The following is a 26188-nucleotide window of genomic DNA, read 5'->3' on the forward strand; positions in this document are numbered from 1 at the left end:
TCAATATTTCCGGTAGAACCACTTTGGACACCGTGATCCTTTCCGACTGGCTTGCCGCGCGACTCGAGCGGCACTCGGCCGAGCCGATGTACCGGCAACTGCTGCGCTTGATGCAGCAGGCGATCCTGTCAGGGGAGCTCACGCCCGGCACGAAGCTGCCGAGCTCGCGCATGCTCGCCGCCGATCTCGCGATCGCGCGCAACACGGTGCTGCACGTTTACGATCAGCTGACGACGGAAGGTTACGTACTGACGACGACGGGCAGCGGCACCTACGTCGCCGACACGCGTCCCGACGCGGCGGCGATGCGCGCGCAAGCCGGTGCGCCCGCGCATGCATCGGACGAATCCGCTGCCGCATGGCAGCGCGCGCACGGCGGCGCGCTGTCCGCGCGCGGCACGCAGTTGATCAAGTACGCGGGCGTATCGCGCCGCCAATGGGGCGCGTTCATGCCGGGCGTGCCGGACGTGTCGGAGTTTCCGACGCGCACGTGGAGCCGCTTGCAGGCGCGGCTGTGGAAGGAAGCGAATCCCGAGCTGCTGACCTACGCGCCGGGCGGCGGCTACCGGCCGCTGCGCCGCGCGCTGTCCGATTATTTGCGCGTCGCGCGCTCGGTTAAATGCTCGCCCGACCAGATCATCATCACGACCGGAATTCATCAGTCGATTGATCTATCGGTGCGCCTCCTCGCGGACGTCGGCGATCGCGCGTGGGTCGAGGAGCCGTGCTACTGGGGCGTGCGCAGCGTGCTGCAGGCGGCGGGACTCGTGCTCGCGCCCGTGCCCGTCGATCAGGAAGGACTCGCGCCGCGTCCGCAGGATTTGAAGCATCCGCCACGGCTCGTGCTCGTCACACCGTCGCATCAGTATCCGCTCGGCATGGTGATGAGCCTCGCGCGCCGCCGGATGCTGCTCGAATATGCGCGGCAGCATCAGTGCTGGATCATCGAAGACGACTACGACAGCGAGTTCCGCTACGGCAGCCGGCCGCTCGCATCGCTGCAGGGGCTCGACGACGCGGGCCGCGTGATCTATGTCGGCAGCCTCGGCAAGATGCTGTTTCCGAGCCTGCGGCTCGGCTACATGGTCGTGCCCGAGCATCTCGTCGAGACGTTCAGGACGGGGCTGTCCGAGCTGTATCGAGAAGGACAACTGATGCAGCAGGCCGTGCTCGCCGAATTCATCATGGACGGCTATCTGACGTCGCACGTGCGCCGGATGCGCGCGCTGTACGGCGAGCGCCGGCAATTGCTGATCGACGCGATCCACGCGCGCTTCGGCGATGCGCTGCCGGTGATGGGCGACGAAGCGGGCCTGCATCTCGTGATCGGACTGCCGAACGGCTGCGACGATCGCGCGATCACGCAGACCGCATTCGACGCGGACGTGATCGTGCGGCCGCTCACCACCTACTACAACCATGCGGAGACCGCGCGCGAGGGATTGCTGCTCGGCTATGCGTGCGTGCCGAACGAGCGCATCGCGCCTGCGTTCGACACGCTCGCGCAAACGATCGAAATGGATCTGAATCGAGCCGCGAAGCGGCGCGTCGCGTGATGCGCAGCGACGCGCGGCATATCCGAATGCGCATACGCATACGAATACGCACGAGCGCGCACCGCATGCGCTCGTGCACGACACGCTACTGCGTCTGCGTCGCCGCGCCGCCGCGATCGAGCGACGCCGCACGCAACGCCTCGCCCGGCTCCGTGAAATAGCGCTGCCGCAGTTGTGCGACCTGCGCGTCGCGATCCTGCGGCGACAGGTTCTGCGCATCGAGCTGCGCGCGCTGCGCTGCGTACTCGTCATACTTCGCGCGCCACGCATCGTTCGCCTGCTGCATCTTCGCGACGCGATCCGCGGCTTCCGGCCCGAGCGATTGCGCGAGCTGCGCACGCATCTCGTCGGGCGATACCCCCGACTTCTGCAATTGCGCGATCCGCGTGACCGCATCGTTCTGCTGCTTCTCGCGTGCCTGCTCCGCGCGCTGATCGAGCGGCAACTGCTGCTCGAGCGCGGCAAGACGCGCGGCTTTCTGCGCATCCGTCAGCGAAGCATCCTGCATGATCTTCAGCCGCGCGAGATCGTAACGCTGCCGCTGCTGCTCGGCGCCGAAGAACGGCATGCTCCAATCGCCGAGCGTGCGGCTCGCGATCGACTCGCGCTGATCGAGTGCGAGCTGCAATGTCGCGATGTCGAACTTGTTGCCGAGTGCACCATCGTCCGGCAGCTTCGCGAGCTGGTCGAGATACGCGCGGTAGCGTTTCCAGACATCGAGCGCCTCGCCCTGCGCGACCGTGCCGTCGAGCTGCGCGGCGATCTCGCGCGAAACGAGCGCATCGAGCGCCGCGGCGCTCAGCTCGTTCTGCGCGCTCAGGCAATAGTCGAAGAAATCGCGCACCGCGCGCGCCTTCGCGAGATGCCCGTGCGCGTCGAGCGGCAGGCGCGGCGCCGACGAGCCCGCGAGCGATGCGGGCAACGCATCGGCTCCGGAACCCGCATCGGCGCTCGCCGCCGCGACGGCGGGCGACGACGACGCGACGACAGGCGCGACGCCGGACACGCCGGCGTCGTGCTTCGCCGGCGCGCCTACGACATACCAGACCGCACCGGCCGCGACGACGCCGGCCACCCCATAAAGCGCGACGCGTCGCGCGATGCCGCCTTCCCCCGTCATCGATCACACACCTTGCATCTTCAGCCGGTTCGCATGCGTGCGGATCACCGCGACCGGGTCCTCCGCATACGCGCCGCGCACGCCGAGCAACTGGTTGATCTCGTCGAGGTGATTCCACTTGTAGCTCGTGCTGAGCACCTGGCCGTACAGCGAGCTGCAACGCGACACGAGCCCGTCATTTGCGCCGGAGCCGCGGTTGATCATCACCGTGCCGGTGCCGACGAACGCGAGCGTCGACGGATCGAGCGCGTTCGCCGGATCGACGACCGGAATCGTGCTCGTATCGGTTACGCCCGTCACGCCGAGAACCGACAGCGTCGGCTGGATCGCCGTGCCGCCCCACGAATACAGCAGATGCGTGCTGCCGCCGACCGTCTCGGTCGGCGCCCCCGTCTGGCACGAGCCCGGTGCGCCGAGCCCGGCGCTCGGATAATTCTGGTTGTAGATCGCGGTCTGCGACGTCGTGAGCGTCTTCAGCGCGGCAAGCGCATCCTGGTTCGTGTTGTTGTTGCTGCTCGTCAGGATGCCGAACACATTGACGAACGCGGCGATCACCGTCGACGACAAGCCGGTCGGATCGTACGCCAGCACGGTCTGCACGAAGTCCGCGAACTCCGAGCCGCGATGCGGCGTACCGATCGTCGTCACCGACGCGACGAGCTGCGGCGCGACGGCCGCGACGTAGCGCGACGTGAGCCCGCCCTGACTGTGGCCAATCAGGTTCACCTTCGACGCGCCCGTCGCGGCGAGCACCTGCTGCACGTACGCAAGCAACTGCTCGCCGCGGCCGTTCGGCCCGTCGTCGCTCTGGAAGCCGGACAGGTTCGCGACGTAGACCGTCGCGCCGTGCGCCTGCAGATCCTCGGTGATGCCGTACCAGTACTCGAGGACGTTCGCGTATTTGTCGGTGCCGGTCAGGCCGTGCACGAGGATGATCGGATACTTGGTCGCCGCGTAGTTGTCGACGGCAGTCGTCGCCGCGACGGCGGATTGCGTGCCTGCAAGCGAGAGGAACGTCCCGATGCTCGCGGCGGGCGCCGCGCTCATCGCGAACGCGACCGCAGCCGCCATTGCTTTGGATCGCATCGATCTGGCCATGTACTTCTCCTTTTGTTTGAATCGTATCGGATGAGGAGGATTGCTTCTGTTGGCATGACTACGTTTCGCGCCGCCCGAATACGCAGCCTGCACGCCGACACATTTGCACGGCCCAACGGTGCTGCATAGGGTGCGATGACGATCTTTGACGATTTAAACGAACACCCCTGCATCGGCAAACGGAGTGAAGCATGCCTAACGAAAATTTGCCGTCGGTTAGACACGGCTCTCTAATCGATTGACGCGGACAGCGCGGATTAGCGGGTGCGCCGCCCGCATCGCGGATGTTGCATTGCGATGCAGGCGGAAAGGAGGAGTCGGCAGGGGGTCAGAGTTTGGTGCTCAAGCGGATCCAGGCGGTGCGGCCGGGCTCCGTGACGGGCATGTTCGCCGGGTAGCCGAAAGCGGCGTTACCCGCGAGGTTCAGGTGCTCCGCATAAGCCTTGTCGAGCACGTTGTCGATGCCGACCGAAATCTGCACCGCCTTGCTCACGTTGTACTGCGCATGCAGCGACAGCACGCCGAAACCGGCGCTCGGACCAAAGTCCTTGCCGACCACGTTGCCCTCGTTCAACGCATAGCGATGCTGCGGCGCAACGACGCGCCACAGGCCGCCTGCCGACCACGGCCCGTGCGAGTATTCGACGCCGAAGCGCGCTTCGAGCGGCGGCATTTGCGGCAGCGGTGCGCCGCTCTGTACGTTACGTCCCCATGCATACGCGAGCGACGCGTCGAAGCGCCATGGCGTAAGCGGACGCCACGACGCGCCGAGTTCGCCGCCCATGATCTGCGCGTTGACGTTCGTCGCCTGCGTCGTCTGCCCCATCGGACCCGTCGCGTAGTCGAACAGGATGAAGTCCTGCACATAGCCCGCGTAGGCGGATATCCACGCATCGAGCTTGTCGCTCTTGTACTGCGCGCCGATGTCGAGCTGCGTCGTCTTCTCCGGCTTGATCGCCGAGAACGCGTTCACCGAGCCGGCCGGGCCGCGCTTCGCCGAAAACAGTTCCCAATAATCGGGAAAGCGCTCCGCGTGCCCGATGCCCGCGTACCAGGTGACGGGCAGCGACGCGAGATCGCGCTCGTAGCGGACGAAGCCGCTCGGCAGCACGCGCGAGCGAAGATCGTCGAGGGTCGGGTTGCGCATGCTCGTCATCATGCCGCCCGTCGTCGCGCGCTTGTCGCGCGCAGCCGCGTAATCGATCCGCGCGCCGCCGATCACGCGCGACACGTCGCTCGCATACCAGGTCAGCTCGCCGAACGCGCCCGCGTTCCACATGTTCGCCTGCGGATTCCACGGTTTGTCGCCGTAGTTCTGCATTCCCATCGCCGAGCGCGAATCGAGACGGTTCGACTGCGCGTCGACGCCCGTCACGAGCTTGAACGCATCGGTGAAGCGCAGCGTCGCCGCGACGCGCGCGCCAAGCGTGCGGCGCCGCACTTCGGACGCCATCCGCATCGGCATGCTGCTCGTCGGATCGGGCATCCGCAGCGTGTAGTTGTCCATCACGTGATCGGCTTCGTTGTAGAAGACCTGTGCCTCGATCCGGTCGAGCACGTCGCCGATGTGCTTCTTGTCGAACTTCAGGCCGAACGTCTCTCGCCGGAAATGCGCGCCGTCCATCCCGCGGCCCGCGTAGCGCGCGTAGCCGTCGCCCGTGCCCGCCGTCAGCTCGAGCCGCGTGTTGTCGTCTGGCGTCCAGCCGAGCGCCGCGTCCGCATTCCACTTGTCCCACTGCGACGGCACCGTGCGGCCGCTGCCGTCCTCGTAGTCCTGCGAATGCGCATGGTTCGCGGTCACGCGGCCGTAGAAGTCCGGCGTGCCGGCGGTCACGTCGACGTTCTGATCGTTGCGGCCGAACGAGCCGCCGACGACGCTGCCGTCGAAACGCATGCCCGGCGTCTTGAAGCGCGGCGTCACGCGCTCGAACAGCACCGTGCCCGCCGACGCGCCCGGCCCGTACAGCACCGTCTGCGGCCCCTTGACGACCGTCACCTTGTCGTAGCTCTCGGGTGCGATATACGACGTCGGCGCGTCCATCCGGCCGGGGCACGCGCCGAGCGTCGGCATGCCGTTCGCGACGATGTTCAGGCGCGAGCCGAACATCCCGCGCAGCACCGGGTCGCCGTTCGTACCGCCGCTGCGGATCGACGCGAAGCCGGGAATCGTCTTCAGGTAATCGGCGCCGTCGCTCGCGGGCAGCGGCTGGCGCGGCGCTTTCGGATCGGTGACGACGACGAGCGGCGTCGATTCAGGCGCCGCAACGACTTCGATCGTCGGCAGCACGGGCGCGTCCGCAGTCGTGCCGGTTGTCGTGCCGGCGGCGTCGTGACGATGCGCGACGTCGGTCGTCTGCGCGACGGCCGGCGCGGGATTGAAGGTGAAGGCGCCCGCCGCGAGCGCGGGGACGGTCAGGCTGATCGCGCGACGGCGACGGCGCGCGCGTTCTGCACGCGCAGCGCGCACGTGACGCAAGTACTTGGATGTCATGAATCGAAACTCGAAGGACGCCCCTCCGCGCGATCGGCAGATCGAACGGATGCGGGGATTACGTGAACAGGAATGAAATCAGGCGTTCAGGCGTCTGTCGGCGGGGCGCGCGGATAGGCGCGGTTGTAGCGTGCGAGCGAAGGCGCGGCGGCGCGAGGTGCGACGGACGGCGCAACGGCCGCCGCATGCACGGCGCAGGCGGCCGGCGCAGCCGTGCCGATCGCCGGGCTGTGCGCGAAGAATGCACAGTAGCCGCAGGCGTCGAGATGCAGTGCGTGATGCGCGACGCCGTCGTGTGCGGGACCGCCGTGCGCGGCGCCGGCTTCGGCCGGCCGGGCGTGGTGCTCGTCGCCGCAGATCACTGCGTCGGACGGCCCGGCGGGCCGCGCGTTCGCCTGCGAGACGAGCGGCGCGACGATCGCCAACCAGATCGCAAGCATGCCCAGCCAGGCAGTCAGTTTGCGGAATCGGTTGGGCATGGCGCGGGATGGCGTAAAGGGAATGTAATGCCGCCCGAATGTTACAGAATGTTGGCTGGCTTGAATAGCGTGAAACGGTCGCGGCCGCGCCGCCCTCGCGCATGCATCGTTGCACGCGCAACGATGTGCGGCGCGGCGTCGCGACGCGTCGTCAGAACGTCATCCGGCGCAGCGTCGCGTCGCGCTTCACGAAGTGATGCCAGAGCGCGGCGAGCGCATGCAGGCCGATCACGTAATAGAACACGTTGCCGATCACCTCGTGCGCGTCCTTGATCGACGAGCGCAGGCCCGGATTCGGGCCGAACAGCGTGAACGACCAGTCGATCCAGGCGAGCGTCACGGGCTTGCCGCCGAAGTTCAGCGTCATGATGCCGAGGAGCGGCTGCGCGACGATGAACACGTACAGTGCGAGATGCGCGAGCTTCGACAGCAGCGAGAGCAACGCCGGCTGCGGCAGCGCGCGCGGCGCGCGGGTCGCGAACCGCCAGACGATCCGCAGCACTGCGAACGTCAGCACGAGCGTGCCGGAGAGGTAGTGGACGTTCGACCAGAACAATCGGCTGTCGGCACCCTTCGGCCCGCGGACTTCGATCGAGAGATACGCGAACGCGACGAGCAGGAAGATCGCCCAATGGAAGAACACGGCAGGACGGTTGTAGCGCGCCTGGCCGGCGGGGACACGGTTCATGATCAGTCTCGTTCGTATTGAAGGGAACCACGGCATCGCGTACGGCATCGCGTACGGCATCGCCCGCGACGTTATCGAATTGTAATGACGCGCGATGCGCCGTCCATGCAGCTCGATCAAGTTTCGGCGCAATAGCGCGTCGTGCAGGCTCGGGTAGGGCCGCATGTCGGCGAAGCGACGCGTGAACTATGCTCGATTCTAGAAACGAACAGTCGCGCACGATCCCGCCACGACGCCCGCATCACCGCTACACGCAAGGCCCCACCATGCAGAAAGCCGTTTTCGTCGCAGCCTACAGGCTCCTGTGCTGCGCGCTGACCCTTTCGGCGACGAGCTACAGCATCGCGCTCAGATGGCACGCGCCGACCTTCCGGCTCAGCAATTTCTTCAGCTACTTCACGCAACTGAGCAGCCTGTACGCGGCTGCCGTGCTGGCCGCCGGCTTGTGGCTCGCTACGCGACCGCCGTCGCGACGCTATGAATCGGCGCGCGGCGCCGTCGTGCTCTACATGGCGATCGCGGGCATCGTCTATGCGCTGCTGCTCGCGGATGTGGATGCGCTGCATCATGCGACGCCGCATTATACGAACTGGGTATTGCATCGGATCATGCCGATCGCCGTGTTTCTCGATTGGCTGTATGTCGCGCCGCGCGTGCGGATCGACTGGTCGCATCTCGCGCGCTGGCTCGCTTTTCCGCTCGCCTATCTCGGCTATACGCTCGTGCGCGGCGCGTTCGTCGACTGGTATCCGTATCCGTTCGTCGATCCGCGTGCGCACGGCTATCTGATCGTCGCCGCGTACAGTGGCGCGATCGCGGCAGGCAGTATCGGATTCGCCGCGTTGATCGTGCTGCTCGGCAACTGGGCCGGCGCGCCGGCACCGCAGACGGAGCGCGCCTGACGGTGCCGCCGTGCGCCCGAGCGCGCCCCGGCGAGCCGGGGAAGCGTCGCGCGGCGGCCGCGCACGACGCGGCGGGCGGCGCGAAGGGATGGTCAGGGGCCGACGCGCGGCAGCAGGCCGAGCGGATCGACGGCCTTGCCGTTGCGCCGCACTTCGAACTCGAACGTCGAGCGGCCGCTCGCGTCGGTCGCCATCTCCGCGACCGGCTGGCCCGCGCTCACCGCATCGCCTTCGTTGACGAGCAGCTTGTCGTTGTGACCGTACGCGGTGATGAGACCGTTCTCGTGTTTCAGGATCACGAGCGGGCCATATGCGGCAACGCCCGTTCCCGCGTAGACCACGCGTCCGGGCGCGGCCGCGCGCACCGTGCGATCGCCGCCCGTCGCGGTGATCACGATCCCGTGATTCCTGCCGGCGCCGAACGGCGTCGTCACGGTGCCGCGCGCAGGCCACGCGAGCGCCTGCGCGGCCGCTTCCGGCTGCGCGGCGGAAGGCGGCGGCGCGAGCGTCGTCATGCTCGGCGGCGGCGCGACGCGCAGCACCTGGCCGGGCGTCACCATGTCGGTCGGCGCCATGTGATTCCAGCTCGCGACGTCCAGTGTGCGCTGACCGAACGCGGACGCGATACTCGCGAGCGTATCGCCCGGATTCGCCCGGTAATAGCCGGCGAGCACGCCGGACGACGCCCGCGGCGCTGGCTGCTGCGGCACGTGCGTCGGCTGCCACGAGTCGGTCCACGGCGTCAGCGTGCAACCGCCGACGAGCGCGGCGCCCGCCGCGACGAGCGTCGCACGCACCGCCCAGCCCATGCCGGGCCGTTCCACGAACATATTGCTTCTCAAGCGTACCTCCATCATTTCACTTCATTGCTGCGGCGGCGTGCGCCGCCTTTGCTTGCGCGTCCGAACAGCCGGGCCAAGCCAAGCCCCGCATCTGGGGGGGCGCGCATGGCCACACCACTTCTTTTCGGGCCAACGCCGCACGAGCCCCGGCCGGACCGTTCCTATCGGAACTCAAACGCTGCCTTCGGTTTCGACGACAAGAATCCGAGCCTCGCCGAGCGGGCACGCGACATGTTCCGTCCCCGCCGACGCGAAGAAGATGTCGCCCGCCTCGAGAACGGTCGCATGCTCGGCGCCGGCATCGCGATAGCGCATCTCGACCCGGCCGTCGAGCACGACGAACACTTCCTCGCCGTCGTTCACGTGCCACTTGTACGGCTGATCCGTCCAATGCAGGCGGGTCGTGATGCCGCGCATGTTGGCGATGTCGATGGCGCCCCACGCGCGCGATGCGGTGAAGCGCCTGCTGCGGACGATCTTCATGGGCATTCCCGTGGCGTTGCGGCGGCCGGCGCGGCGATCGCGCGGCCCCATGCCGGATGGATAGTAACTCGCCCGACATGGCCGATGTAAATTGCCAGGGACTCGGCCGGCTGGCCAAACCTGCCCGACATGCGCCCTCGCCCGCTTCCGGCGGGCAGCGCAGCGGCGAATGCGATCGTTCGACGGGCAAATGCGTCGTGCGCCGGGCGATGGCTGCGGCCGGCCCGCGCGCCGCCGCGCTTTTCAGCGCCCTAAAAGACTCAGCCCGCGCGCTCCATCGAATGGAACGCGCGGGCTGAGTGGACTGCTGCTATGCGCCGGCCTGAATTCTCCGCGCCCGCGTTCGAATGCGGCGCGCGACGTAACGCCGTGCCGCTCAACGCCCCTTGTAGACCGGTGCGCCATCGGCGATGCGCTTCATCTTGTTCGGCGTGCCGGATTCGGCGGCAGCCGCCGGTTGCGCACCGTAGCCGCTCGTGTCGGCCTGTGCGGCGACGTTCTGCTGGCCGTGGATCCGCGCTTCGGCCGCCTGGATTTCCTCGGGGTAGTTCACGCGGTCAGCGGCGGGGTTGTAGCCCGCTTGCTCCAGCTGGATGAGCTCGGCCTTGACTTGCGCGCGGGTCACCGGGCCATTCGATTGTTGAGCGAACGAAACGGCCGGGACGGCGAGAGCGGCGGCGACTGCGACAGTAGCGATAAGCGATTTCATGATCCAACCTCCGTGACTTTTTTTGCTTCGCCGCAAGCACCATGCGAGCAGCGATTAATCACAGTCTAGTCACCAAGGCACCTAGGGAAAACCATTGATCAACGAAAACACTGTTTCGCGACCGATAACAATTGCCATCTCCCTCTAGAAAAACCCTACCAATAGCATAGATGATTGCAACAATTACCGATCGCGCGTGTCACTCGGCCCAGCTCGCGTGGAAGCTGCCCGGCTTGTCCGTGCGCTCGAACGTGTGCGCGCCGAAAAAGTCGCGTTGCGCCTGCACAAGGTTCGCCGGCACGCGCGCCGACCGGTAGCTGTCGAAGTACGCGACCGCCGACGCGAACGCCGGCACCGGCACGCCCGCCTTCACCGCGGCGACCACGACATCGCGCAGCGCAGACTGATAGTTCGCGGCGATGTCCTGGAAGTACGGATCGAGCAGCAGATTCGCGAGCGCCGCATTCTTCGCGTAAGCATCGGTGATCTTCTGCAGGAAGCGCGCGCGAATGATGCAGCCCGCACGGAAAATCTTCGCGATCGTGCCGAGATCGAGGTGCCAGCCGTATTCCTTCGACGCCGTGTCGAGCTGCGCGAAGCCCTGCGCGTACGAGATCACCTTCGACAGGTACAGCGCGCGGCGCACCGACTCGACGAACGCGGCGCGATCGCCTTCGAGCGGCGCCGCCGTCGGCCCGGTCAGCACCTTGCTCGCCGCGACGCGCTGATCCTTCAGCGACGACAGCACGCGCGCGAACACCGATTCGGTGATGAGCGGCAGCGGCACGCCGAGATCGAGCGCGTTCTGGCTCGTCCACTTGCCCGTGCCTTTCTGCGCGGCGCGGTCGAGGATCACGTCGACGAGGTGCTTGCCGGTTTCTTCGTCCTTCTTGCCGAAGATCTTCGCGGTGATCTCGATCAGGTAGCTGTCGAGCTCGCCCTGGTTCCATTCGGCGTAGACCGCGCCGAGTTCGTCGTTCGTCAGGCCCGCGACCTGCTTCAGCACCGCGTAGCTCTCGGCGATCAGCTGCATGTCGCCATACTCGATTCCGTTGTGGACCATCTTCACGTAATGGCCCGCGCCGTCCGGGCCCATGTAGGCGACGCACGGCTCGCCGTCGGCTGGCGCCTTCGCGGCGATCTGCTTGAGGATCGGCTCGACGAGATCGTACGCGTCGCGCTGGCCGCCCGGCATGATCGACGGGCCGCGCAGCGCGCCCTCCTCGCCGCCCGAAACGCCCGTGCCGATGAAGTGCAGCCCCGCCTGCGCGAGCTCCTGGTTGCGGCGAATCGTATCGGTGAAGTGCGTGTTGCCGCCGTCGATCAGCACATCGCCCTTGTCGAGCAATGGCTTGAGCGCCGCGATCGTCGCGTCGGTGGCTTCGCCCGCCTTCACCATCAGGAGGATGCGGCGCGGCGTCTCGAGCGACGCGACGAACGCCTCGAGCGTATGAGTCGGCACGAGCTTGCGATCGGGAAATTCGGCGATCAGTTCATCGGTCTTCTCGCGGCTGCGGTTGTAGACCGACACCGCATAGCCACGACTTTCGATATTCAAGGCCAGATTGCGCCCCATCACCGCGAGACCGACCACACCGATTGCTTGTTTGCCCATTGTTCAATTCTCCGGAAAAAACAGGACGCGACCCACCGGGGTCGCGCGCATAGGCGCAAGGATAAGGGAAACCGCGCGAGTGCGCCGCGAATGGGAGGGGTTCGGGAGCGATTCGGCCCACGTTGTCCGGCCGCACGGTGGCGGCTGGATGCGGATTCGGCGTTGGCTCAACGCCGGTTCGGCGCATGGATTCGGCGGCGAGGCAACGCCGGTTCGGTGATGCTTCCGCGTTAGTTCGGAATACTTTCGACGTGCGCACGCGAGCTTGGTCGATTTGCGTCGTGCGCGCAACGGCGGGAGCGCGGCGGCATCCGTTCTGCGCTCACGCGATCGGCCCGCACGCGAGCGCGCCCGCCCGACGCTCGCCCCGCATGCGCTCACGCGCGCTTCCGAAACACGACGCTCAGATTGTTCGCCGGCATCTCGACGATCTCGTCGAGCGCGAGGTCCGCCGCGCGCCCGAGCTCGGCCACCGTCTCCAGGTCCCGCACGCCCCACGCCGGATCGCGGCTGCGCAGCTGCGCGTCGAACTGCGCGTTCGACTCGGCCGTGTGCGCACCGCCGCGGCGATACGGTCCGTACAGATACAGCACGCCGCCGTCGGGCAGCACGCGCGCCGCGCCGTCGAAGAGCGCGCACGCGGCCGCCCACGGCGCGATGTGGATCATGTTGATGCAGACGATCGCATCGGCGGCGGCAAGCGGCCACGGCTCGACGCAGACATCCAGCGCGAGCGGCGCGCGCAGGTTCGGCAGCGCGGCATCGGCCGCCCACGCGGCGATCGACGCGCGCGCCGCCGCCTCCGTATCGGTCGGCTGCCAGACGAGGTCGGGCAGCGCGGCCGCGAAGTGAATCGCATGCTGGCCGGTGCCGCTCGCGATCTCGAGCACGGTGCCGCGCACCGGCAGTACGCGCTTCAGCACGTCGAGAATCGGCTCGCGATTGCGTTCGGTGGCAGGCGCCCATTGGCGCGAAGAAGAATCGATCTGCATGACGAAACGAGTCGGTATGGGTGCGTCAAACGTGAAGCCTTCCGCGCGCATCATGCGCGCCGCTCGCCGCGAGCCCGAGATGCGCGGCGAGCGCGTCGAGCGTTTGTCCGCACGACGCTTCGACCTTCAGCGCCAGCAGCGGATCGGCGCGCGTGTGCCCGAGATTGATCGCGACGATCGGCTTGCGCTGGTCGTTCGCCCACACGCAGAACCGATAGCCCGAATACACCATCAGCGACGAGCCGACGACGAGCATCGCGTCGGCCTCGTCGAGCGAACGCGCGGCCGCCGCGACGCGCTCGTGCGGCACGTTCTCACCGAAGAACACGACAGCGGGCTTCAGCAGGCCGCCGCACGCGGGGCACGCGGGCACGCGAAACGTGTCGAGCGCGCGCCATTCGAGATGCGCATCGCCGTCGGCGGCGGGCTCCGCCTGCGCGTCGAACAGCGCGGGGTTGTCCGCTTCGAGGATTTGCTGGATCGCCACGCGCGCATGATGCGCGCCGCAATCGAGACAGGTGACGCCGTCGATGCCGCCGTGCAGCTCGATGACGTCGGTGCTGCCTGCACGCTGATGCAGCCCATCGACGTTCTGCGTGACGAGCCGCGCGACACGCCCCGCCGCGCCGAGCCGTGCGAGCGCGTGATGCGACGCGTTCGGCCGTGCGCGCCCGACCACCGGCCAGCCGAGCATGCTGCGCGCCCAGTAGCGGCGGCGCGCGTGATCGGAATCGAGAAATTCTCGCAATTGGATCGGCTGCGAGCGCATCCATGCGCCGTTGCGGTCGCGATAGCCGGGAATGCCGGAATCGGTGCTGATGCCCGCGCCCGTCAGCACGAACAGACGCGGATGGCGCTCGACGAACGCGTGCAGCGCGTCGAACGCGTGCGGATCGGCCGACGGAACGGCATCGGAAGGCGGAAGCGCCTGCGACGAAACGGCGGAATCAGTCATGACAATGAGGGCTCGTCCGGCAGGACCAGCCGCTCGGGGATGTGCGCGGCTCGCCTGCGTGCCGTCACATGATACAGAACGCCGGGCACGACGAGGCCGATGATCCACGAGATGTCGGTGCCGCCGAGCTTCGCGACGAGCGGCCCGGTGTAGAACTCGGTCGCGATGAACGGCATCTGCACGAGCACGCCGACCGCGTAGATCGACACGCCCGCGACGTTCCAGCGTCCGTAGCGGCCGTCGGGATCGTAGAGCGCGGGCACGTCGTAGCGCTCCTTCGTCACGCAATAGAAGTCGACCAGATTGATCGCGCTCCACGGCGTGAAGAACGCGAGCAGGAACAGGATGAACGCAGAGAAATCCTTCAGGAACGCGTGGCGGCCGACGAGCGCGAGCCACGCGACCGCAGCGACCATCGCGAGCACGTACGCCATCCGCGCGCGCTGCGAGATCTGCGTGCGGCCCGAGAAACCGGTGACGATCGTCGCAACCGACATCACGCTGCCGTACGCGTTGAGCGTCGTGATCGTCAGCTTGCCGAACGCGATCGCGAAATAGAGCAGCGCGGCCGTCGCACCGCCCGCGCCGAGGCTCACGATGAACTGCACTTCGTGACCGGCGAACTGCTTGCCCGCAAGCGCCGCCGCGAACAAGCCGAACGCCATCGACGCCTGCGCGCCGAGCACCGAGCCGAGACCGATCGCCCAGAACGTGCGGCGCGCGGACGTCGCGCGCGGCAGATAGCGCGAGTAGTCGGCGACGTACGGCCCGTACGCGATCTGCCACGACGCGGACAGCGACATCGCGAGCAGGAAGCTCGACAGCGAGAAATGCCGGATCGCGAGCAGCGCGCCGATATCGTGCCCGGACAGGAGCCGCGCGAACATATAGACGAACGCGATCACGCCGACGACGCTCGACGCGCGGCCGAGCGCGTGGATCGTCCGGTAGCCGAACACCGCGAGCACGACGACGACCGCGATGAACGCGAAGATGCCGACCGTGTCGGCGACGCCGAACAGCTGCGCGAGCGCCTGCCCGGCGAGCACGGTGCCGCTCGCGGAGAAGCCGACGTACATCAGGCAGACGAGCACGAGCGGAATCACCGCGCCGTAGACGCCGAACTGCACGCGGCTCGATATCATCTGCGGCAGGCCAAGTTGCGGCCCCTGCGCGCCGTGCAGCGCCATCACCGCGCCGCCCAGCAGTTGGCCGAGCGCGAGCCCGACGAGCGACCAGAACACATCGCCGCCCAGCACGACCGCGAGCGCGCCGGTGACGATCGCCGTCACCTGCAGGTTCGCGCCGAGCCACAGCGTGAACTGGCTCGACAGCCTGCCGTGGCGTTCGTGGCCGGGGATGTAATCGATGGTGCGGCGCTCGCGCAACGGGCGGCGTTGGACGTCGGTGGCGTTCGGCATGGCGGCGGGTCCGGGAAAAGTCTGAGGTTCGGAGCGCTCACCCTAACCACCCAAAATTGTATAGACAACTCTTTCGTGTACTCTGGTTTATACCGAGACGGGAGATGGATGGAAACCTGAATGCCCATTTCGAGCAGTGGTAAGAACGGAGCGTACCGTCCGCAACCCGCGCTCTGGGAGTTCGAACGCAAGGCCCGAGAGATGGACGATTTTTCGAATCGCTGCCGCCAGCGCTTCATCAGCGAGAAATATTTTCGCTGGCTGGCGGGCCTTCTCAATGAGCACATTGCACTGTGGGAGCATACGCTGCCGGCCAACGGCTCGGAGATGCAAAAGCGCACGACCAGTGCCTTGGCTCCGGGCAGATATCTGCCCGACACGGCCTGAGGGCGACTTCAGGACAGTGTGGCGAGCAGTTTGATGAAGTTGCGCTTCGCGCGATATGTCGCCCGAATCTCCTCCAGTTCGCTGTTGAACTCCGCGCGCTCACCGAGCTTTGCCCGCAAGCGGCTGATGGCGCGCACGATGTCGAACGCTTCATCATATCGGGCGTTGCGTGTACCGCTTTCCGCAGCAACCGGCAGCAGGCGATGATAGAGGGCGATGGCATCGTGCGGATGGGTCTTGCCACGGACAGCCGCCATTTCCGGCCACAGTTGTGTTGCAACCGGACCGCCGTTAAACGTCTCCCATGCAACGTCGTTCTCTTTCCCGGCAAGAAAAATTCTGACCAGTTCGGTTCGCGTTGACCGATGCCAGACGGTGCGCTTCGATTTTGCGACCGACTCCTCCTCCCTGACCAGCGCCCAGAGGCGCCTGAGCGCACGCCCCCGGATTTCGTCATGCTTACCGGTAGCCGTAGCGACCTTCATCAATGCGGGGAATGCATCGGCCGTCGGGTGCATCTCGAAACGTCGCCATGCGAACGCATCGGCCTGTTCGAATTCGCTGCGACGCAGATACGCATCAACGCAGAAGTCGAGCAGGCGCGAATCAACATTCCTGCCCGACTCCTTGAGACCACGCTCCGCCCACGCGAGTCCTTCGTCCAGGCGACCGTGATTTGCGCAAAGCTCCGCCACCTGCAAGAAGCGGTACGAACTCGACAGATCCTTCGAACGGATGCGAATGAGCGCATCGACGTCCCCGTCAAGCTCGGCCAGCGCCTCCATCGCATGGTCTAACTTCATGCGCCGCGAGTCGAATGACCGCCGAAATTCGTTGCTGGGAGCGAGCGCGGGCAGCGCTTCCCAGGCCTCGCTGACGAGTTGACGATAGCGGCGCAAGCCGCTATCGTCCAGCGGCTCCGCATACGCCGGCAAGACGTTGTAGAAAGTGTCCCACATGCCTTCCGTCTGCAAACGGAAAAGCCGCTCCGCAAGCTTTACGGGATCCGGTCGAGTCAGTTTACATGCATCGAGGTGGACGGCTGCAAGCTCAAAAATCGCCGGCATCACCTCCCCGCCCGAATCGTCAATCTGCTCGAGACTCTTTTCCGCGCCGGCAATCGCCAGTGCTGACAGTTCGACCACCTGCGCGGCGTGTGACCCGGAAAGCCTCTGGTGCAACATATCGGCCAGCGACATCAGGCCATCACCGTATGCACCCGCTTCCCGCCAGTCCAGCGGTCGGAAAATACGTGTCGCCTGCCTCACGGCAGCCTTCATCCCAGCCAAGTCGGATGCCCCCGCCGCACGCGCGGAGAACAGCAGTTTGTCGCGCAGCGTCGGGTCGCGCGTGACGGCTTCGAGCAACAAGTCCTGAAGCGCGTCCTTGGACAGCGTCGCTACGTATTCCCGAATCACTTCCTCGTAGGTCTTTCGCTTCCTGCGCGGCTTCTCCAGGGCGGGCTCGTCGGAATGGAACACCTCTTCGCCCGAATTTTCGAGCCAAGAGAGAGCAACGGCGACCGCGTGTTTGCAGAAAACACCGTCGTCGCCCACCGGACAGTTGCAGTCGTAAGCGAGTTCGCCATCGTCGTCGACGGCAAGTTCAACCCGGTAACGATGCGTGCCGCGTACGCTGGCACGAACAGCTTCGTCGCGCGCCTCCAAACGGGAGACCGCGCCATCATGGAAATAGGCCTTGCCGCGCGCAAACGTCTTCGTTTCAGCCAGCGACTGGACTTCGGCAAGAGTGAGAACCTCGGAGAGCTTTGCGGACTGGGGCATCGGGTGACTGGCGAAAGCGGATTATGCCGAGACGGGCGGCGCACAGGCACGATGATACCCGGGCCAGCCATGCAGTCGCCTCACGGCACGGCGACGCGTTCCTCCTGCAGCGGGATGCGCATTGAATCAATTGCCGCCTCCAGCGCCGTTACGCTCGCGGCATGACTTTAACCTGGATCACCGTCGAGCGCGTCGAAAAATCGACACTCGTGGGCTATCGTGCGGTGGTGAATTTTTGGCGCAGCGTTGCCTATGACAAGAGCCAAACGAAGCCGCTTGGCAGCAGAACGCACTGGAGATCGCGCGCCTCGAATCGTCGTTTTCTTCCCCCGGCATTGCCCCGGAAGAGACGCAGATTGAACTCAGCCGCTGAAGTAGAAATAAGAATCTTGGTGGGCCCGGTGGGTTTCGAACCCACGACCAATCGATTATGAGTCGACTGCTCTAACCCCTGAGCTACAGGCCCTAAAAACGAACGCGACGCAAAAAAAGACCCGGTAATGCTGGCCGGGTCGGCATTGTAACAACTAAGTAAGGAAATCGCCGCCGGATTTCTGCCCCCGGCGGCGATCGATCGGAGACGGACGATCAGTTCCCTTCGAGAAACGACTTGAGCTTGTCAGAACGGCTCGGATGACGCAGCTTGCGCAGCGCCTTCGCCTCGATCTGACGGATCCGCTCACGCGTGACGTCGAACTGCTTGCCGACTTCCTCGAGCGTGTGATCGGTGCTCATCTCGATGCCGAAGCGCATCCGCAGCACCTTCGCCTCGCGCGGCGTCAGCGAATCGAGCACGTCCTTCACGACATCGCGCATGCTCGCATGCAGCGCGGCATCGGCCGGCGCGACCGTGTTGGTGTCCTCGATGAAGTCGCCGAGATGCGAATCGTCGTCGTCGCCGATCGGCGTTTCCATCGAGATCGGCTCCTTCGCGATCTTCATGATCTTGCGGATCTTGTCTTCCGGCATCTCCATCTTCTCGGCGAGCGTTGCCGGATCCGGCTCGAGGCCGGTTTCCTGCAGGATCTGCCGCGAGATGCGGTTCATCTTGTTGATCGTCTCGATCATGTGAACCGGAATCCGGATCGTACGCGCCTGGTCCGCGATCGAACGCGTGATGGCCTGTCGGATCCACCACGTGGCGTACGTCGAAAACTTGTAGCCGCGGCGGTATTCGAACTTGTCCACCGCTTTCATCAGGCCGATGTTGCCTTCCTGGATCAGGTCGAGGAACTGCAGGCCGCGGTTCGTGTACTTCTTCGCAATCGAAATCACGAGACGCAGGTTCGCCTCGGTCATCTCGCGCTTCGCCTGACGCGCCTTCAGTTCGCCCGCCGCCATCTGGCGGTTGGTTTCCTTCAGGTCCTTGAGCGGCAGCACGACGCGTGCCTGCAGGTCGAGCAGACGTTGCTGCTGTTCGCGGATCGCCGGGATGTTGCGCGACAGGATCGCGCTGTACGAATGGCCTTCGGCCGTGATCTTCTCGGCCCAGTCGAGATCGGTCTCGTTACTCGGGAAGCGCGCGATGAACTCCGAGCGCGGCATGCCGCACTTGTCGACGACGATATGCAGGATCTGACGCTCGACCTGACGCACTTCGTCGACCTGCGCACGCAGCGTGTCGCACAGACGCTCGACGGTACGCGCGGTGAAGCGAATCGACATCAGCTCGTTCTGGATCGTCTCCTGCGCCTTCAGGTACGACTTCGACTTGTAGCCTTCCTTCTCGAACGCGCGACGCATCTTGTCGAACCATTCGCTGATCAGCGCGAACTTCTCGAGCGACGCGCGCTTCAGCGCTTCGAGCTGGGCCGCGTTGGCAGTCGCCTGCGCGGCGCCGTCGTCGTCTTCCTGTTCCTCTTCTTCGTCCTCTTCGGCTTCCTCGTCCTCGTTCTCGATTTCCTCGGCGTCCTTTTCGGAGAAGCCGTCGGCGTCCGCGGCGTTCGGATCGATCAGGCCGTCGACGAGCTCGTCAACGCGGCTCTCCTCGTTCGCGACGCGCTCGGCCATCGCGAGGATGTCGGCGATCGTGGTCGGGCACGCGGAAATCGCCATCACCATGTGGCGCAGGCCGTCTTCGATCCGCTTCGCGATCTCAATTTCGCCTTCACGCGTGAGCAGTTCGACCGTGCCCATCTCGCGCATGTACATCCGCACCGGATCGGTCGTGCGGCCGAATTCGGAATCGACGGTCGACAGCGCGACTTCCGCTTCCTCTTCGACCTCGTCGTCGGACGACGCGGCGGGCGCGTTGTCGTTCAACAGCAGCGTCTCGGCGTCGGGTGCCTGCTCGTACACCGCGACGCCCATGTCGTTGAACGTGCCGATGATGCCTTCGAGCGCTTCCGTTTCCGTGAAGTTGTCCGGCAGATGGTCGTTGATTTCGGCATACGTGAGGAAGCCGCGCTCCTTGCCGAGCTTGATCAGCGCGCGCAGCTTCGTACGACGCTCTTCGAGCTCCTCGGCCGTGCCGGGCGTGCTCGTCGCGAACGCTTCCTTCAGCAGCGCCTTTTCCTTGGCGCGGCGATCTCGCGCCTTGGCTTTTTCGCCTTTGCCCGACGCAGCGGTAGGCTGTTCGTCGCTCTGGTTTGCGTCGTCATCGACGGATACTTCGTTCAGCTTTTTCGTCATGGAGTTCGCCGTACCGGCTAAATCGACTCGCGGCTGCTGGACTACAGCCGGTTGAACCGTGGATGCTCGAGTAGCTGCCGTTTCGTCCGGCGCGGCAGCCGCTCCCCTTGCGCTTTTCGCACTCGCCCGCTTCAAAGCCGGCTTGGCCGTCTTCGCTTCGGACCTCACGACGACCCGTGATGCGCTGGCCGTCGGCGCCGGCGCAGCCTTGGCGGTGCCGGCCGCGGCCCTCTTCCTCACAGGGTGCGCCGCGCGGGCCGAAGACGTCTTTGCGGAAGCTGCGGATTTGGCCGTCGCGACCTTCACGGTCGATTCCGTCGCCTTGCCCGCCGCTTTTTTTCCGCCGATAGTCTTTGCCATTGCGATTCTCGCCTCTGCTAAGAAAACAAACCGCTGAAAACCTTATATTATAGCACGTTGAGACAGACCCTTCCCCGGCCGGTTCACAGCCCCAGCCTTCGCTTCATGTCTGCCAGGTTCTGATGCAAGTCCTTGATTTCCGCCAATTCCTCGGAAGAGGGCGCCGGCCGCTTCGAAAGGCTGTTGAGCCTGTCACAGCATGCGTCGTAGCGCATCTTGAGCACCGCTGCCTGAAGCTCCTCGCCTGCGATCCGTTCCTGCTCGCGCAGACCCTCCTGCGCCACGTCGCTTTCCGGATTCTGCTGCATCAAGTCGCGGACATTTTCATCATAGACCAGAATTTCCCGGAAAATTTCGTCGTAGGTGGGCGCGTTAGCCGAATTGCGTAGCACATCCGACAAAAGCCGGAACTCCGCCCCATCGCCGAGCGCGCGCGCATGGCCGACCACCTCGTCGAACAGTTCCCCGTTTCTCGGCAGCGCCCGCAGCGTCGCGAGGCTCTCGTCGTCGAGCGTCGCCGCGATCCGCGGATGCATCACCAGATTGCGCAGCGCGCGCTTCTCGCTGTCCGTCACGCGCCGCCGCTCGCTGCGCGCGGGCGCCTGACGGGCCGGCGCGGCGATCCGTGCGTCCACTTCGACGAGCGCCGCGACTTCGTCGAACGGAATCTGCAGCCGGTCGGCGAACATGTGCATGATCTGCGCACGCAACGCGTTCGCCGGCAGCGCCTGCAGCATCGGCTTCGCGTCGAACAGCGCCTTCGCGCGCCCCTCCGGCTGGTCGAGCTCCTTGCCCGCCATCGCCTCGTTCAGCAGGAACTGCGACAGCGGCATCGCCCGCTTCACCTGCTCCGAGAACGCATCCGTCCCGAATTCCCGCACGTAGCTGTCCGGATCGTGCTCCGGCGGGAGGAACAGGAAGCGGATCGTCCGGTTGTCCGCCGCGTGCGGCAGGCACGCCTCGAGCGCGCGCCGCGCGGCGCGCCGGCCGGCAGAGTCGCCGTCGAAGCTGAAGACGACCGTGTCCGTCTGCCGCAACAGCTTCTGCACGTGAATCGGCGTGCACGCGGTGCCGAGCGTCGCCACCGCGTTCGGAAAGCCGAGCTGCGCGAGCGCGACGACGTCCATATACCCTTCGACGACGAGCGCGTATTTGTGGTCGCGGATCGCGAGCCGGGCCTCGAACAACCCGTATAGTTCGCTGCCTTTGTTGAATAAGGGTGTCTCGGGCGAATTCAAATACTTGGGCTCGCCGCCGCCCAGCACCCGGCCGCCAAAGCCGATCACCTGCCCCTTCACGTTGCGGATCGGGAACATGATCCGCTCGCGAAACCGGTCATAGCGGCGCGCCGCGCCGTTCCCATCGGTCTTCTCGCTGACGATCACAAGGCCCGCATCGACGAGCGAATCGTGGCGGTAGTCGTCGAACGCCGCCTCGAGGTTCTGCCAGCCGTCCGGCGCGTAGCCGAGCCCGAAACGCAGTGCGATCTCGCCCGTCAGTCCACGCCGCTTCAAATACTGGATCGCGTTCGGCGCACCGCGCAACTGCTTACGGTAATAGTCGCAAGCGGCGTGCATCACATCCGACAGCGCGGTCGTGACCGCTTTCGACGCGGCGGGCGGCACATAGCCGTCGCCCGGGCCTCCACCGCCACCGCCGCGCATCGGCGACGGCTCGTGCGGCACCGTGAGCCCAACCGATTGCGCGAGCTCCTGCACCGCCTCGGGAAACGTGAGCCCCGCGTGCTCCATCAGAAAGCCGATCGCGGTGCCATGCGCGCCGCAACCGAAGCAATGGTAGAACTGCTTCGTCGGACTGACCGTGAACGAAGGGCTCTTCTCGTTGTGGAACGGGCACAGCCCCATGAAATTGGCGCCGCCCTTCTTGAGCTGCACGTACCGGCCGACCACGTCGACGATGTCGACGCGGTTCAGCAAATCCTGCAGGAACGAATGCGGAATCACCGTTGGATCGATCGGAAGACGTGCCGGCCGACGCGCGCCGCCGCGGCCGCCGGGCCGCTTGACGGGCGGGCGCGCGTCGCGCCGGCCGGGGTTACTTCGAGAGCGCCGCCTTGACGAGCGCGGACACGGCTGTCATGTCGGCCTTGCCGGCGAGCTTGCCCTTCAGCACGCCCATCACCTTGCCCATGTCCTGCGGGCCCGCTGCGCCCGTCTGCGCGACGGCCGACCGCACTTCGGCCGCCACCTCTGCTTCCGACAACTGCGCGGGCATGTACGCGGTCAGGACCGCGACTTCCGCCTGCTCCTTCTCGACGAGGTCGGTGCGGCCCGCGGCTTCGAACTGGCTGATCGAATCCTTGCGCTGCTTGATCATCTTGTCGACGACCGCAATGACGCCCGCATCGTCGAGCGTCACGCGCTCGTCGACCTCGCGCTGCTTGATCGCAGCCAGCAGCAGGCGGATCGTCGCCAGCCGCTCGCTTTCCTTCGCGCGCATCGCGGCCTTCATGTCTTCACTGATCTGGTCTCTCAGACTCATCGTATATCCGGTATGAAAATTCCATGCGACACCGCCCAGCGGCGTCAACACAAAAACCCGCTTGAGACGGTTTCTCAAGCGGGTTTGCTCGAATTCGGCATCGACGGGCTGCGCTCGGCGAATCCCATCGGTGCGCCGCCTAGCGAACCACGCGGCGCGGGCAATACTCAGTAGAGCTTCTTCGGCAGCATCTGGCTGCGGATGCGCTTATAGTGGCGCTTCACCGCAGCGGCCTTCTTACGCTTGCGCTCCGCAGTCGGCTTCTCATAGAACTCGCGCGCGCGCAGCTCAGTCAGCAGACCGTTCTTTTCGATCGTGCGCTTGAAGCGGCGCATCGCAACTTCGAAAGGCTCGTTTTCCTTAACGCGGATGATCGTCATGACCCGTCACGTAAAAAAAGTAAAGGTATCGCGGAGAAAGGTTTTGGAGTATAGCAGACGCCTTGCACAAACGCACTAACCCGTCAAGCGGTGCGTGCAGTCGGCGGCCGCGCGCCCGGCCGCGACGCCCGAAGCCCACGCCCACTGGAAATTATAGCCGCCGAGCCAGCCCGTCACGTCGACCGCCTCGCCGACGAAGAAGAGGCCAGGCACGCGCTCGCTCATCATCGTCGCCGACGACAGCTCGCGCGTGTCGATCCCACCCTTCGTCACCTCGGCCTTCCGGTAGCCCTCAGTGCCGTTCGGCGTGAGCGTCCAACGCGACAGCGTTTCGCCGATCCGGCGCAGCGTCTTGTCCGGCAGGTCGGCGAGGCGCGCGTCCACGCGCACCCGCTCGGCCTCGAGCCACGCATGCGCGAGCCGCGCCGGCACCCATTCGGCGAGCAGCGCCCCGATCTGACGTCGCGAGCCCGCCTTCGCGCGGACCAATTCGTCCGCCGCGTCCAGCTGCGGCACGAGATCGACATGGATCGGCTCGCCCGAGCGCCAGTAGCTCGAAATCTGCAGGATCCCGGGCCCGGACAGTCCTCGATGGGTGAGCAGGATGTCTTCGACGAACTCACCGCCGACCTTTTTCGCGCCGGTCGACACCCGCGCCTCGAGCGACACGCCCGACAGCGCCGCGAACGGCGCCCACGCATCGACGGCGAAGGTCAGCGGCACGAGCGCCGGCCGCGTGTCGACGAGCTTGTGGCCGAACTGTTTCGCGATCCGGTAGGCAAAATCGGTCGCGCCGATCTTCGGGATCGACAGCCCGCCCGTCGCGACGACGAGCGCCCGCACGCCGATCGCGCCCGCGCTCGTGTCGAGCGCGAAGCCATCCGCGTGCACGTGCCGCACCGTGTCGACCGACACAGGCCGCCGCCACGCGACGCCGCCCGCGTCACATTCGCCCTTCAATACGTCGATAATTGCGTCGCTCGAATGGTCGCAGAAGAGCTGCCCCTTGTGCTTTTCGTGCCACGTGATCCGGTAGTTCTTCAGGAGCCCGAGGAAATCGCGCGGCGTGTAGCGCGCGAGCGCCGAGCGGCAGAAATGCGGATTCGACGACAGGTAGTTGTCCGGCCCCGCGTACAGATTCGTGAAGTTGCAACGCCCGCCGCCCGAGATGCGAATCTTCTCCGCGAGCCGCGGCGAGTGATCGAGCAGCACGACGCGCCGGCCGAGCTGACCGGCCACCGCGGCCGTCATCATGCCGGCCGCGCCCGCGCCGATCACTGCGATGTCGAAATTTTCCATGGCGCGGATTGTACCTGCGTCGCGCGGCACTTCGCCCGCGCGACGACGGACAAAGCGACCGCGCTGTTATACTTTTTTGTTACGTTGATTTCCGGCCGCGCGCGTCTCGACGCGGCCGCCGCACACCATCATGCTCGTTCTCGGCATCGAAAGCTCCTGCGACGAAACCGGCCTCGCGCTCTATGACACCGAGCGCGGCCTCCTCGCGCACGCGCTCCACTCGCAGATCGCGATGCATCGCGAATACGGCGGCGTCGTCCCCGAGCTCGCGTCGCGCGACCACATTCGCCGCGCGCTGCCGCTGCTCGAGGAGGTGCTCGCCGCGAGCGGCGCGCGCCGCGAGGACATCGATGCGATCGCGTTCACGCAGGGCCCGGGCCTCGCGGGCGCGCTGCTCGTCGGCGCGAGCATCGCGAACGCGCTCGCGTTCGCGTGGGACAAGCCGACGATCGGCATCCATCATCTCGAAGGGCACCTGCTGTCGCCGCTCCTCGTCGCCGAGCCGCCGCCGTTCCCGTTCGTCGCGCTGCTCGTGTCGGGCGGCCATACGCAACTGATGCGCGTCACCGACGTCGGCGTCTACGAGACGCTCGGCGAAACGCTCGACGACGCCGCGGGCGAAGCGTTCGACAAGACCGCGAAGCTGCTCGGTCTGGGCTACCCGGGTGGACCGGAAGTGTCGAAGCTCGCCGAAACCGGCACGCCGGGCGCGGTCGCGCTGCCGCGGCCGATGCTCCATTCGGGCGATCTCGATTTCAGCTTCAGCGGGCTGAAGACCGCGGTGCTCACGCAGATGAAGAAGCTCGAAGCAGCGCACGCGAGCGGCGCCGGGTTCGAGCGCGCGAAGGCCGACCTTGCGCGCGGCTTCGTCGACGCGGCCGTCGACGTACTCGTCGCAAAATCGCTCGCCGCGCTGAAGAAGACGCGGCTCAAGCGGCTCGTCGTCGCGGGCGGCGTCGGCGCGAACCGCCAGCTGCGCGAGGCGCTGTCGGCCGCGGCCGCGAAGCGCGGCTTCGACGTCCATTACCCCGACCTCGCGCTCTGCACCGACAACGGCGCGATGATCGCGCTCGCGGGTGCACTGCGGCTTGCGCGCTGGCCGTCGCAGGCGAGCCGCGACTACGCGTTCACCGTGAGGCCGCGCTGGGATCTGGCGTCGCTTGCGCGCTGAAGCGCAGCGCGCCTGTCGAAGACGCACCCGAAGAAACATCGCCGCGGCGAGATGGCCGCGCAGCACCGCTGCCATACCGCGTCGCGGTCGGCTTTCCATCGACGATGAGGCGCAGGCAACCGGCGGGTTGTACCGGCCGCCTGCAAATGTCGGCGAATATCGCCAACGCCGCGCACCCGCCCGCTCGGCACACGCGCCGACTACGATCGATGCCCCGCACCAGCCATCACCACGCGACAACCGCTCCCGAACCGCAGTCATTCGATTGCCGTCACCCAAAACGAAAGGGGCTGTTCACGTCGAACGGCCCCTTTCCGCATACG

General features: G+C 66.1%; 23 protein-coding genes, 1 tRNA gene and 1 pseudogene. 6 read left to right on the forward strand and 19 right to left on the reverse strand.

Going from position 1 to position 26188, the window contains the following annotated elements; translation table 11 throughout:
• Positions 1 to 23: 23 nt before the first annotated feature.
• A complete protein-coding gene (gene pdxR, locus WS70_RS28305) occupies positions 24 to 1556 on the forward strand; it encodes a MocR-like pyridoxine biosynthesis transcription factor PdxR (protein WP_059597652.1) in 1533 nt (510 codons plus the stop codon).
• Positions 1557 to 1641: 85 nt separating this feature from the next.
• Here pdxR and WS70_RS28310 read toward each other — a convergent pair whose 3' ends face one another.
• From WS70_RS28310 to WS70_RS28330, 5 genes are all read right to left on the reverse strand, one after another.
• The gene (locus WS70_RS28310; protein WP_059597651.1) at positions 1642 to 2676 is read right to left on the reverse strand and encodes a lipase secretion chaperone; all 1035 of its coding nucleotides are present in this window, start codon (positions 2674 to 2676) and stop codon (positions 1642 to 1644) included.
• 3 nt (positions 2677 to 2679) lie between these two features.
• Positions 2680 to 3774, reverse strand: coding sequence for an esterase/lipase family protein (locus tag WS70_RS28315; RefSeq protein WP_059597650.1), 1095 nt, complete (start codon positions 3772 to 3774; stop codon positions 2680 to 2682).
• Between the two features lie 328 nt (positions 3775 to 4102).
• Positions 4103 to 6265 (reverse strand): TonB-dependent copper receptor, encoded by a 2163-nt coding sequence (locus tag WS70_RS28320; protein ID WP_059597649.1) that lies wholly within the window; start codon positions 6263 to 6265, stop codon positions 4103 to 4105.
• Positions 6266 to 6351: 86 nt separating this feature from the next.
• Positions 6352 to 6744 (reverse strand): DUF2946 domain-containing protein, encoded by a 393-nt coding sequence (locus WS70_RS28325; RefSeq protein ID WP_059472794.1) that lies wholly within the window; start codon positions 6742 to 6744, stop codon positions 6352 to 6354.
• Positions 6745 to 6895: 151 nt separating this feature from the next.
• Positions 6896 to 7432: a cytochrome b gene (locus tag WS70_RS28330; protein ID WP_059472932.1), complete on the reverse strand. Its 537-nt coding sequence runs from the start codon at positions 7430 to 7432 to the stop codon at positions 6896 to 6898.
• Positions 7433 to 7698: 266 nt separating this feature from the next.
• Between WS70_RS28330 and WS70_RS28335 the strand changes: the two genes are divergently transcribed.
• On the forward strand, positions 7699 to 8334 hold the full coding sequence (locus tag WS70_RS28335) for a Pr6Pr family membrane protein (protein ID WP_059472793.1): 636 nt from the start codon (positions 7699 to 7701) through the stop codon (positions 8332 to 8334).
• Positions 8335 to 8426: 92 nt separating this feature from the next.
• Here the strand turns inward: WS70_RS28335 and WS70_RS28340 are convergent, their stop codons facing one another.
• The 4 genes from WS70_RS28340 to gndA all read right to left on the reverse strand — a co-directional run bounded on the left by WS70_RS28340 (position 8427) and on the right by gndA (position 11983).
• Positions 8427 to 9176, reverse strand: a complete 750-nt coding sequence (locus tag WS70_RS28340; protein ID WP_226382882.1) for a peptidoglycan DD-metalloendopeptidase family protein — start codon at positions 9174 to 9176, stop codon at positions 8427 to 8429.
• 171 nt (positions 9177 to 9347) lie between these two features.
• Positions 9348 to 9710, reverse strand: coding sequence for a cupin domain-containing protein (locus WS70_RS28345; RefSeq protein ID WP_197419293.1), 363 nt, complete (start codon positions 9708 to 9710; stop codon positions 9348 to 9350).
• 325 nt (positions 9711 to 10035) lie between these two features.
• Entirely contained in the window at positions 10036 to 10368 is a 333-nt protein-coding gene (locus WS70_RS28350; protein ID WP_010112559.1) for a DUF4148 domain-containing protein, read from the reverse strand.
• A 199-nt stretch (positions 10369 to 10567) separates the two neighbouring features.
• Complete coding sequence (gene gndA / locus WS70_RS28355; RefSeq protein ID WP_059472791.1) at positions 10568 to 11983, reverse strand: NADP-dependent phosphogluconate dehydrogenase; 1416 nt, start codon at positions 11981 to 11983, stop codon at positions 10568 to 10570.
• Between gndA and WS70_RS28360 the strand changes: the two are divergent.
• A pseudogene (locus WS70_RS28360) lies at positions 11972 to 12094 on the forward strand (6-phosphogluconate dehydrogenase); the annotation flags it as partial. The gene gndA and the pseudogene WS70_RS28360 overlap by 12 nt on opposite strands.
• Before the next feature lie 266 nt (positions 12095 to 12360).
• Here WS70_RS28360 and WS70_RS28365 read toward each other — a convergent pair.
• The 3 genes from WS70_RS28365 to WS70_RS28375 are packed head-to-tail and all read right to left on the reverse strand — an operon-like array spanning position 12361 to position 15351.
• Positions 12361 to 12975: a DUF938 domain-containing protein gene (locus WS70_RS28365; protein WP_082716365.1), complete on the reverse strand. Its 615-nt coding sequence runs from the start codon at positions 12973 to 12975 to the stop codon at positions 12361 to 12363.
• A gap of 25 nt (positions 12976 to 13000) precedes the next feature.
• Complete coding sequence (locus tag WS70_RS28370) at positions 13001 to 13930, reverse strand: NAD-dependent protein deacetylase (protein ID WP_059597648.1); 930 nt, start codon at positions 13928 to 13930, stop codon at positions 13001 to 13003.
• Positions 13927 to 15351 (reverse strand): purine-cytosine permease family protein, encoded by a 1425-nt coding sequence (locus tag WS70_RS28375; protein ID WP_059472789.1) that lies wholly within the window; start codon positions 15349 to 15351, stop codon positions 13927 to 13929. The genes WS70_RS28370 and WS70_RS28375 overlap by 4 nt, the downstream gene beginning before the upstream one ends.
• Positions 15352 to 15471: 120 nt before the next feature.
• Between WS70_RS28375 and WS70_RS28380 the strand changes: the two genes are divergently transcribed.
• On the forward strand, positions 15472 to 15738 hold the full coding sequence (locus WS70_RS28380) for a hypothetical protein (RefSeq protein WP_156438314.1): 267 nt from the start codon (positions 15472 to 15474) through the stop codon (positions 15736 to 15738).
• An 8-nt stretch (positions 15739 to 15746) separates the two neighbouring features.
• On the opposite strand, the gene WS70_RS28385 is transcribed toward WS70_RS28380, so the two are convergent.
• The 3 genes from WS70_RS28385 to rpoD form a co-directional block, all read right to left on the reverse strand.
• Entirely contained in the window at positions 15747 to 17522 is a 1776-nt protein-coding gene (locus tag WS70_RS28385) for an SWIM zinc finger family protein (RefSeq protein ID WP_059597647.1), read from the reverse strand.
• Positions 17523 to 17912: 390 nt separating this feature from the next.
• Positions 17913 to 17988, reverse strand: a tRNA-Ile gene (locus WS70_RS28390).
• A gap of 122 nt (positions 17989 to 18110) precedes the next feature.
• Entirely contained in the window at positions 18111 to 20153 is a 2043-nt protein-coding gene (rpoD, locus tag WS70_RS28395) for an RNA polymerase sigma factor RpoD (RefSeq protein ID WP_059472786.1), read from the reverse strand.
• A 58-nt stretch (positions 20154 to 20211) separates the two neighbouring features.
• On the opposite strand from rpoD, the gene WS70_RS33305 reads away from it, so the two are divergent.
• Entirely contained in the window at positions 20212 to 20550 is a 339-nt protein-coding gene (locus tag WS70_RS33305) for a hypothetical protein (RefSeq protein ID WP_059472785.1), read from the forward strand.
• 46 nt (positions 20551 to 20596) lie between these two features.
• Here the strand turns inward: WS70_RS33305 and dnaG are convergent, their stop codons facing one another.
• The 4 genes from dnaG to WS70_RS28415 form a co-directional block, all read right to left on the reverse strand.
• Positions 20597 to 22477: a DNA primase gene (gene dnaG, locus WS70_RS28400; protein WP_059472784.1), complete on the reverse strand. Its 1881-nt coding sequence runs from the start codon at positions 22475 to 22477 to the stop codon at positions 20597 to 20599.
• 91 nt (positions 22478 to 22568) lie between these two features.
• Positions 22569 to 23015 (reverse strand): GatB/YqeY domain-containing protein, encoded by a 447-nt coding sequence (locus WS70_RS28405; protein WP_059472929.1) that lies wholly within the window; start codon positions 23013 to 23015, stop codon positions 22569 to 22571.
• Between the two features lie 167 nt (positions 23016 to 23182).
• The gene (gene rpsU / locus WS70_RS28410; protein ID WP_004190342.1) at positions 23183 to 23395 is read right to left on the reverse strand and encodes a 30S ribosomal protein S21; all 213 of its coding nucleotides are present in this window, start codon (positions 23393 to 23395) and stop codon (positions 23183 to 23185) included.
• 75 nt (positions 23396 to 23470) lie between these two features.
• Positions 23471 to 24703, reverse strand: a complete 1233-nt coding sequence (locus WS70_RS28415) for a BaiN/RdsA family NAD(P)/FAD-dependent oxidoreductase (protein ID WP_257791910.1) — start codon at positions 24701 to 24703, stop codon at positions 23471 to 23473.
• A 121-nt stretch (positions 24704 to 24824) separates the two neighbouring features.
• Here WS70_RS28415 and tsaD point away from each other — a divergent pair, with 121 nt between their 5' ends.
• Entirely contained in the window at positions 24825 to 25865 is a 1041-nt protein-coding gene (gene tsaD / locus WS70_RS28420) for a tRNA (adenosine(37)-N6)-threonylcarbamoyltransferase complex transferase subunit TsaD (protein WP_059472782.1), read from the forward strand.
• The last annotated feature ends 323 nt before the right edge of the window (positions 25866 to 26188 follow it).

The organism is Burkholderia mayonis, assembly GCF_001523745.2.
Taxonomy (GTDB): Bacteria; Pseudomonadota; Gammaproteobacteria; order Burkholderiales; family Burkholderiaceae; genus Burkholderia; species Burkholderia mayonis.

Coding starts and splice junctions, on each gene's coding strand:
- WS70_RS28310 (WP_059597651.1), bottom strand. CDS start 2,676: ATGACGGGGGAAGGCGGCATCGCGCGACGCGTCGCGCTTTATGGGGTG.
- WS70_RS28315 (WP_059597650.1), bottom strand. CDS start 3,774: ATGGCCAGATCGATGCGATCCAAAGCAATGGCGGCTGCGGTCGCGTTC.
- WS70_RS28320 (WP_059597649.1), bottom strand. CDS start 6,265: ATGACATCCAAGTACTTGCGTCACGTGCGCGCTGCGCGTGCAGAACGC.
- WS70_RS28325 (WP_059472794.1), bottom strand. CDS start 6,744: ATGCCCAACCGATTCCGCAAACTGACTGCCTGGCTGGGCATGCTTGCG.
- WS70_RS28330 (WP_059472932.1), bottom strand. CDS start 7,432: ATGAACCGTGTCCCCGCCGGCCAGGCGCGCTACAACCGTCCTGCCGTG.
- WS70_RS28335 (WP_059472793.1), top strand. CDS start 7,699: ATGCAGAAAGCCGTTTTCGTCGCAGCCTACAGGCTCCTGTGCTGCGCG.
- WS70_RS28345 (WP_197419293.1), bottom strand. CDS start 9,710: ATGGGGCCGCGCGATCGCCGCGCCGGCCGCCGCAACGCCACGGGAATG.
- WS70_RS28350 (WP_010112559.1), bottom strand. CDS start 10,368: ATGAAATCGCTTATCGCTACTGTCGCAGTCGCCGCCGCTCTCGCCGTC.
- gndA (WP_059472791.1), bottom strand. CDS start 11,983: ATGGGCAAACAAGCAATCGGTGTGGTCGGTCTCGCGGTGATGGGGCGC.
- WS70_RS28365 (WP_082716365.1), bottom strand. CDS start 12,975: ATGCAGATCGATTCTTCTTCGCGCCAATGGGCGCCTGCCACCGAACGC.
- WS70_RS28370 (WP_059597648.1), bottom strand. CDS start 13,930: ATGACTGATTCCGCCGTTTCGTCGCAGGCGCTTCCGCCTTCCGATGCC.
- WS70_RS28375 (WP_059472789.1), bottom strand. CDS start 15,351: ATGCCGAACGCCACCGACGTCCAACGCCGCCCGTTGCGCGAGCGCCGC.
- WS70_RS28380 (WP_156438314.1), top strand. CDS start 15,472: ATGCCCATTTCGAGCAGTGGTAAGAACGGAGCGTACCGTCCGCAACCC.
- WS70_RS28385 (WP_059597647.1), bottom strand. CDS start 17,522: ATGCCCCAGTCCGCAAAGCTCTCCGAGGTTCTCACTCTTGCCGAAGTC.
- rpoD (WP_059472786.1), bottom strand. CDS start 20,153: ATGACGAAAAAGCTGAACGAAGTATCCGTCGATGACGACGCAAACCAG.
- WS70_RS28405 (WP_059472929.1), bottom strand. CDS start 23,015: ATGAGTCTGAGAGACCAGATCAGTGAAGACATGAAGGCCGCGATGCGC.
- rpsU (WP_004190342.1), bottom strand. CDS start 23,395: ATGACGATCATCCGCGTTAAGGAAAACGAGCCTTTCGAAGTTGCGATG.
- tsaD (WP_059472782.1), top strand. CDS start 24,825: ATGCTCGTTCTCGGCATCGAAAGCTCCTGCGACGAAACCGGCCTCGCG.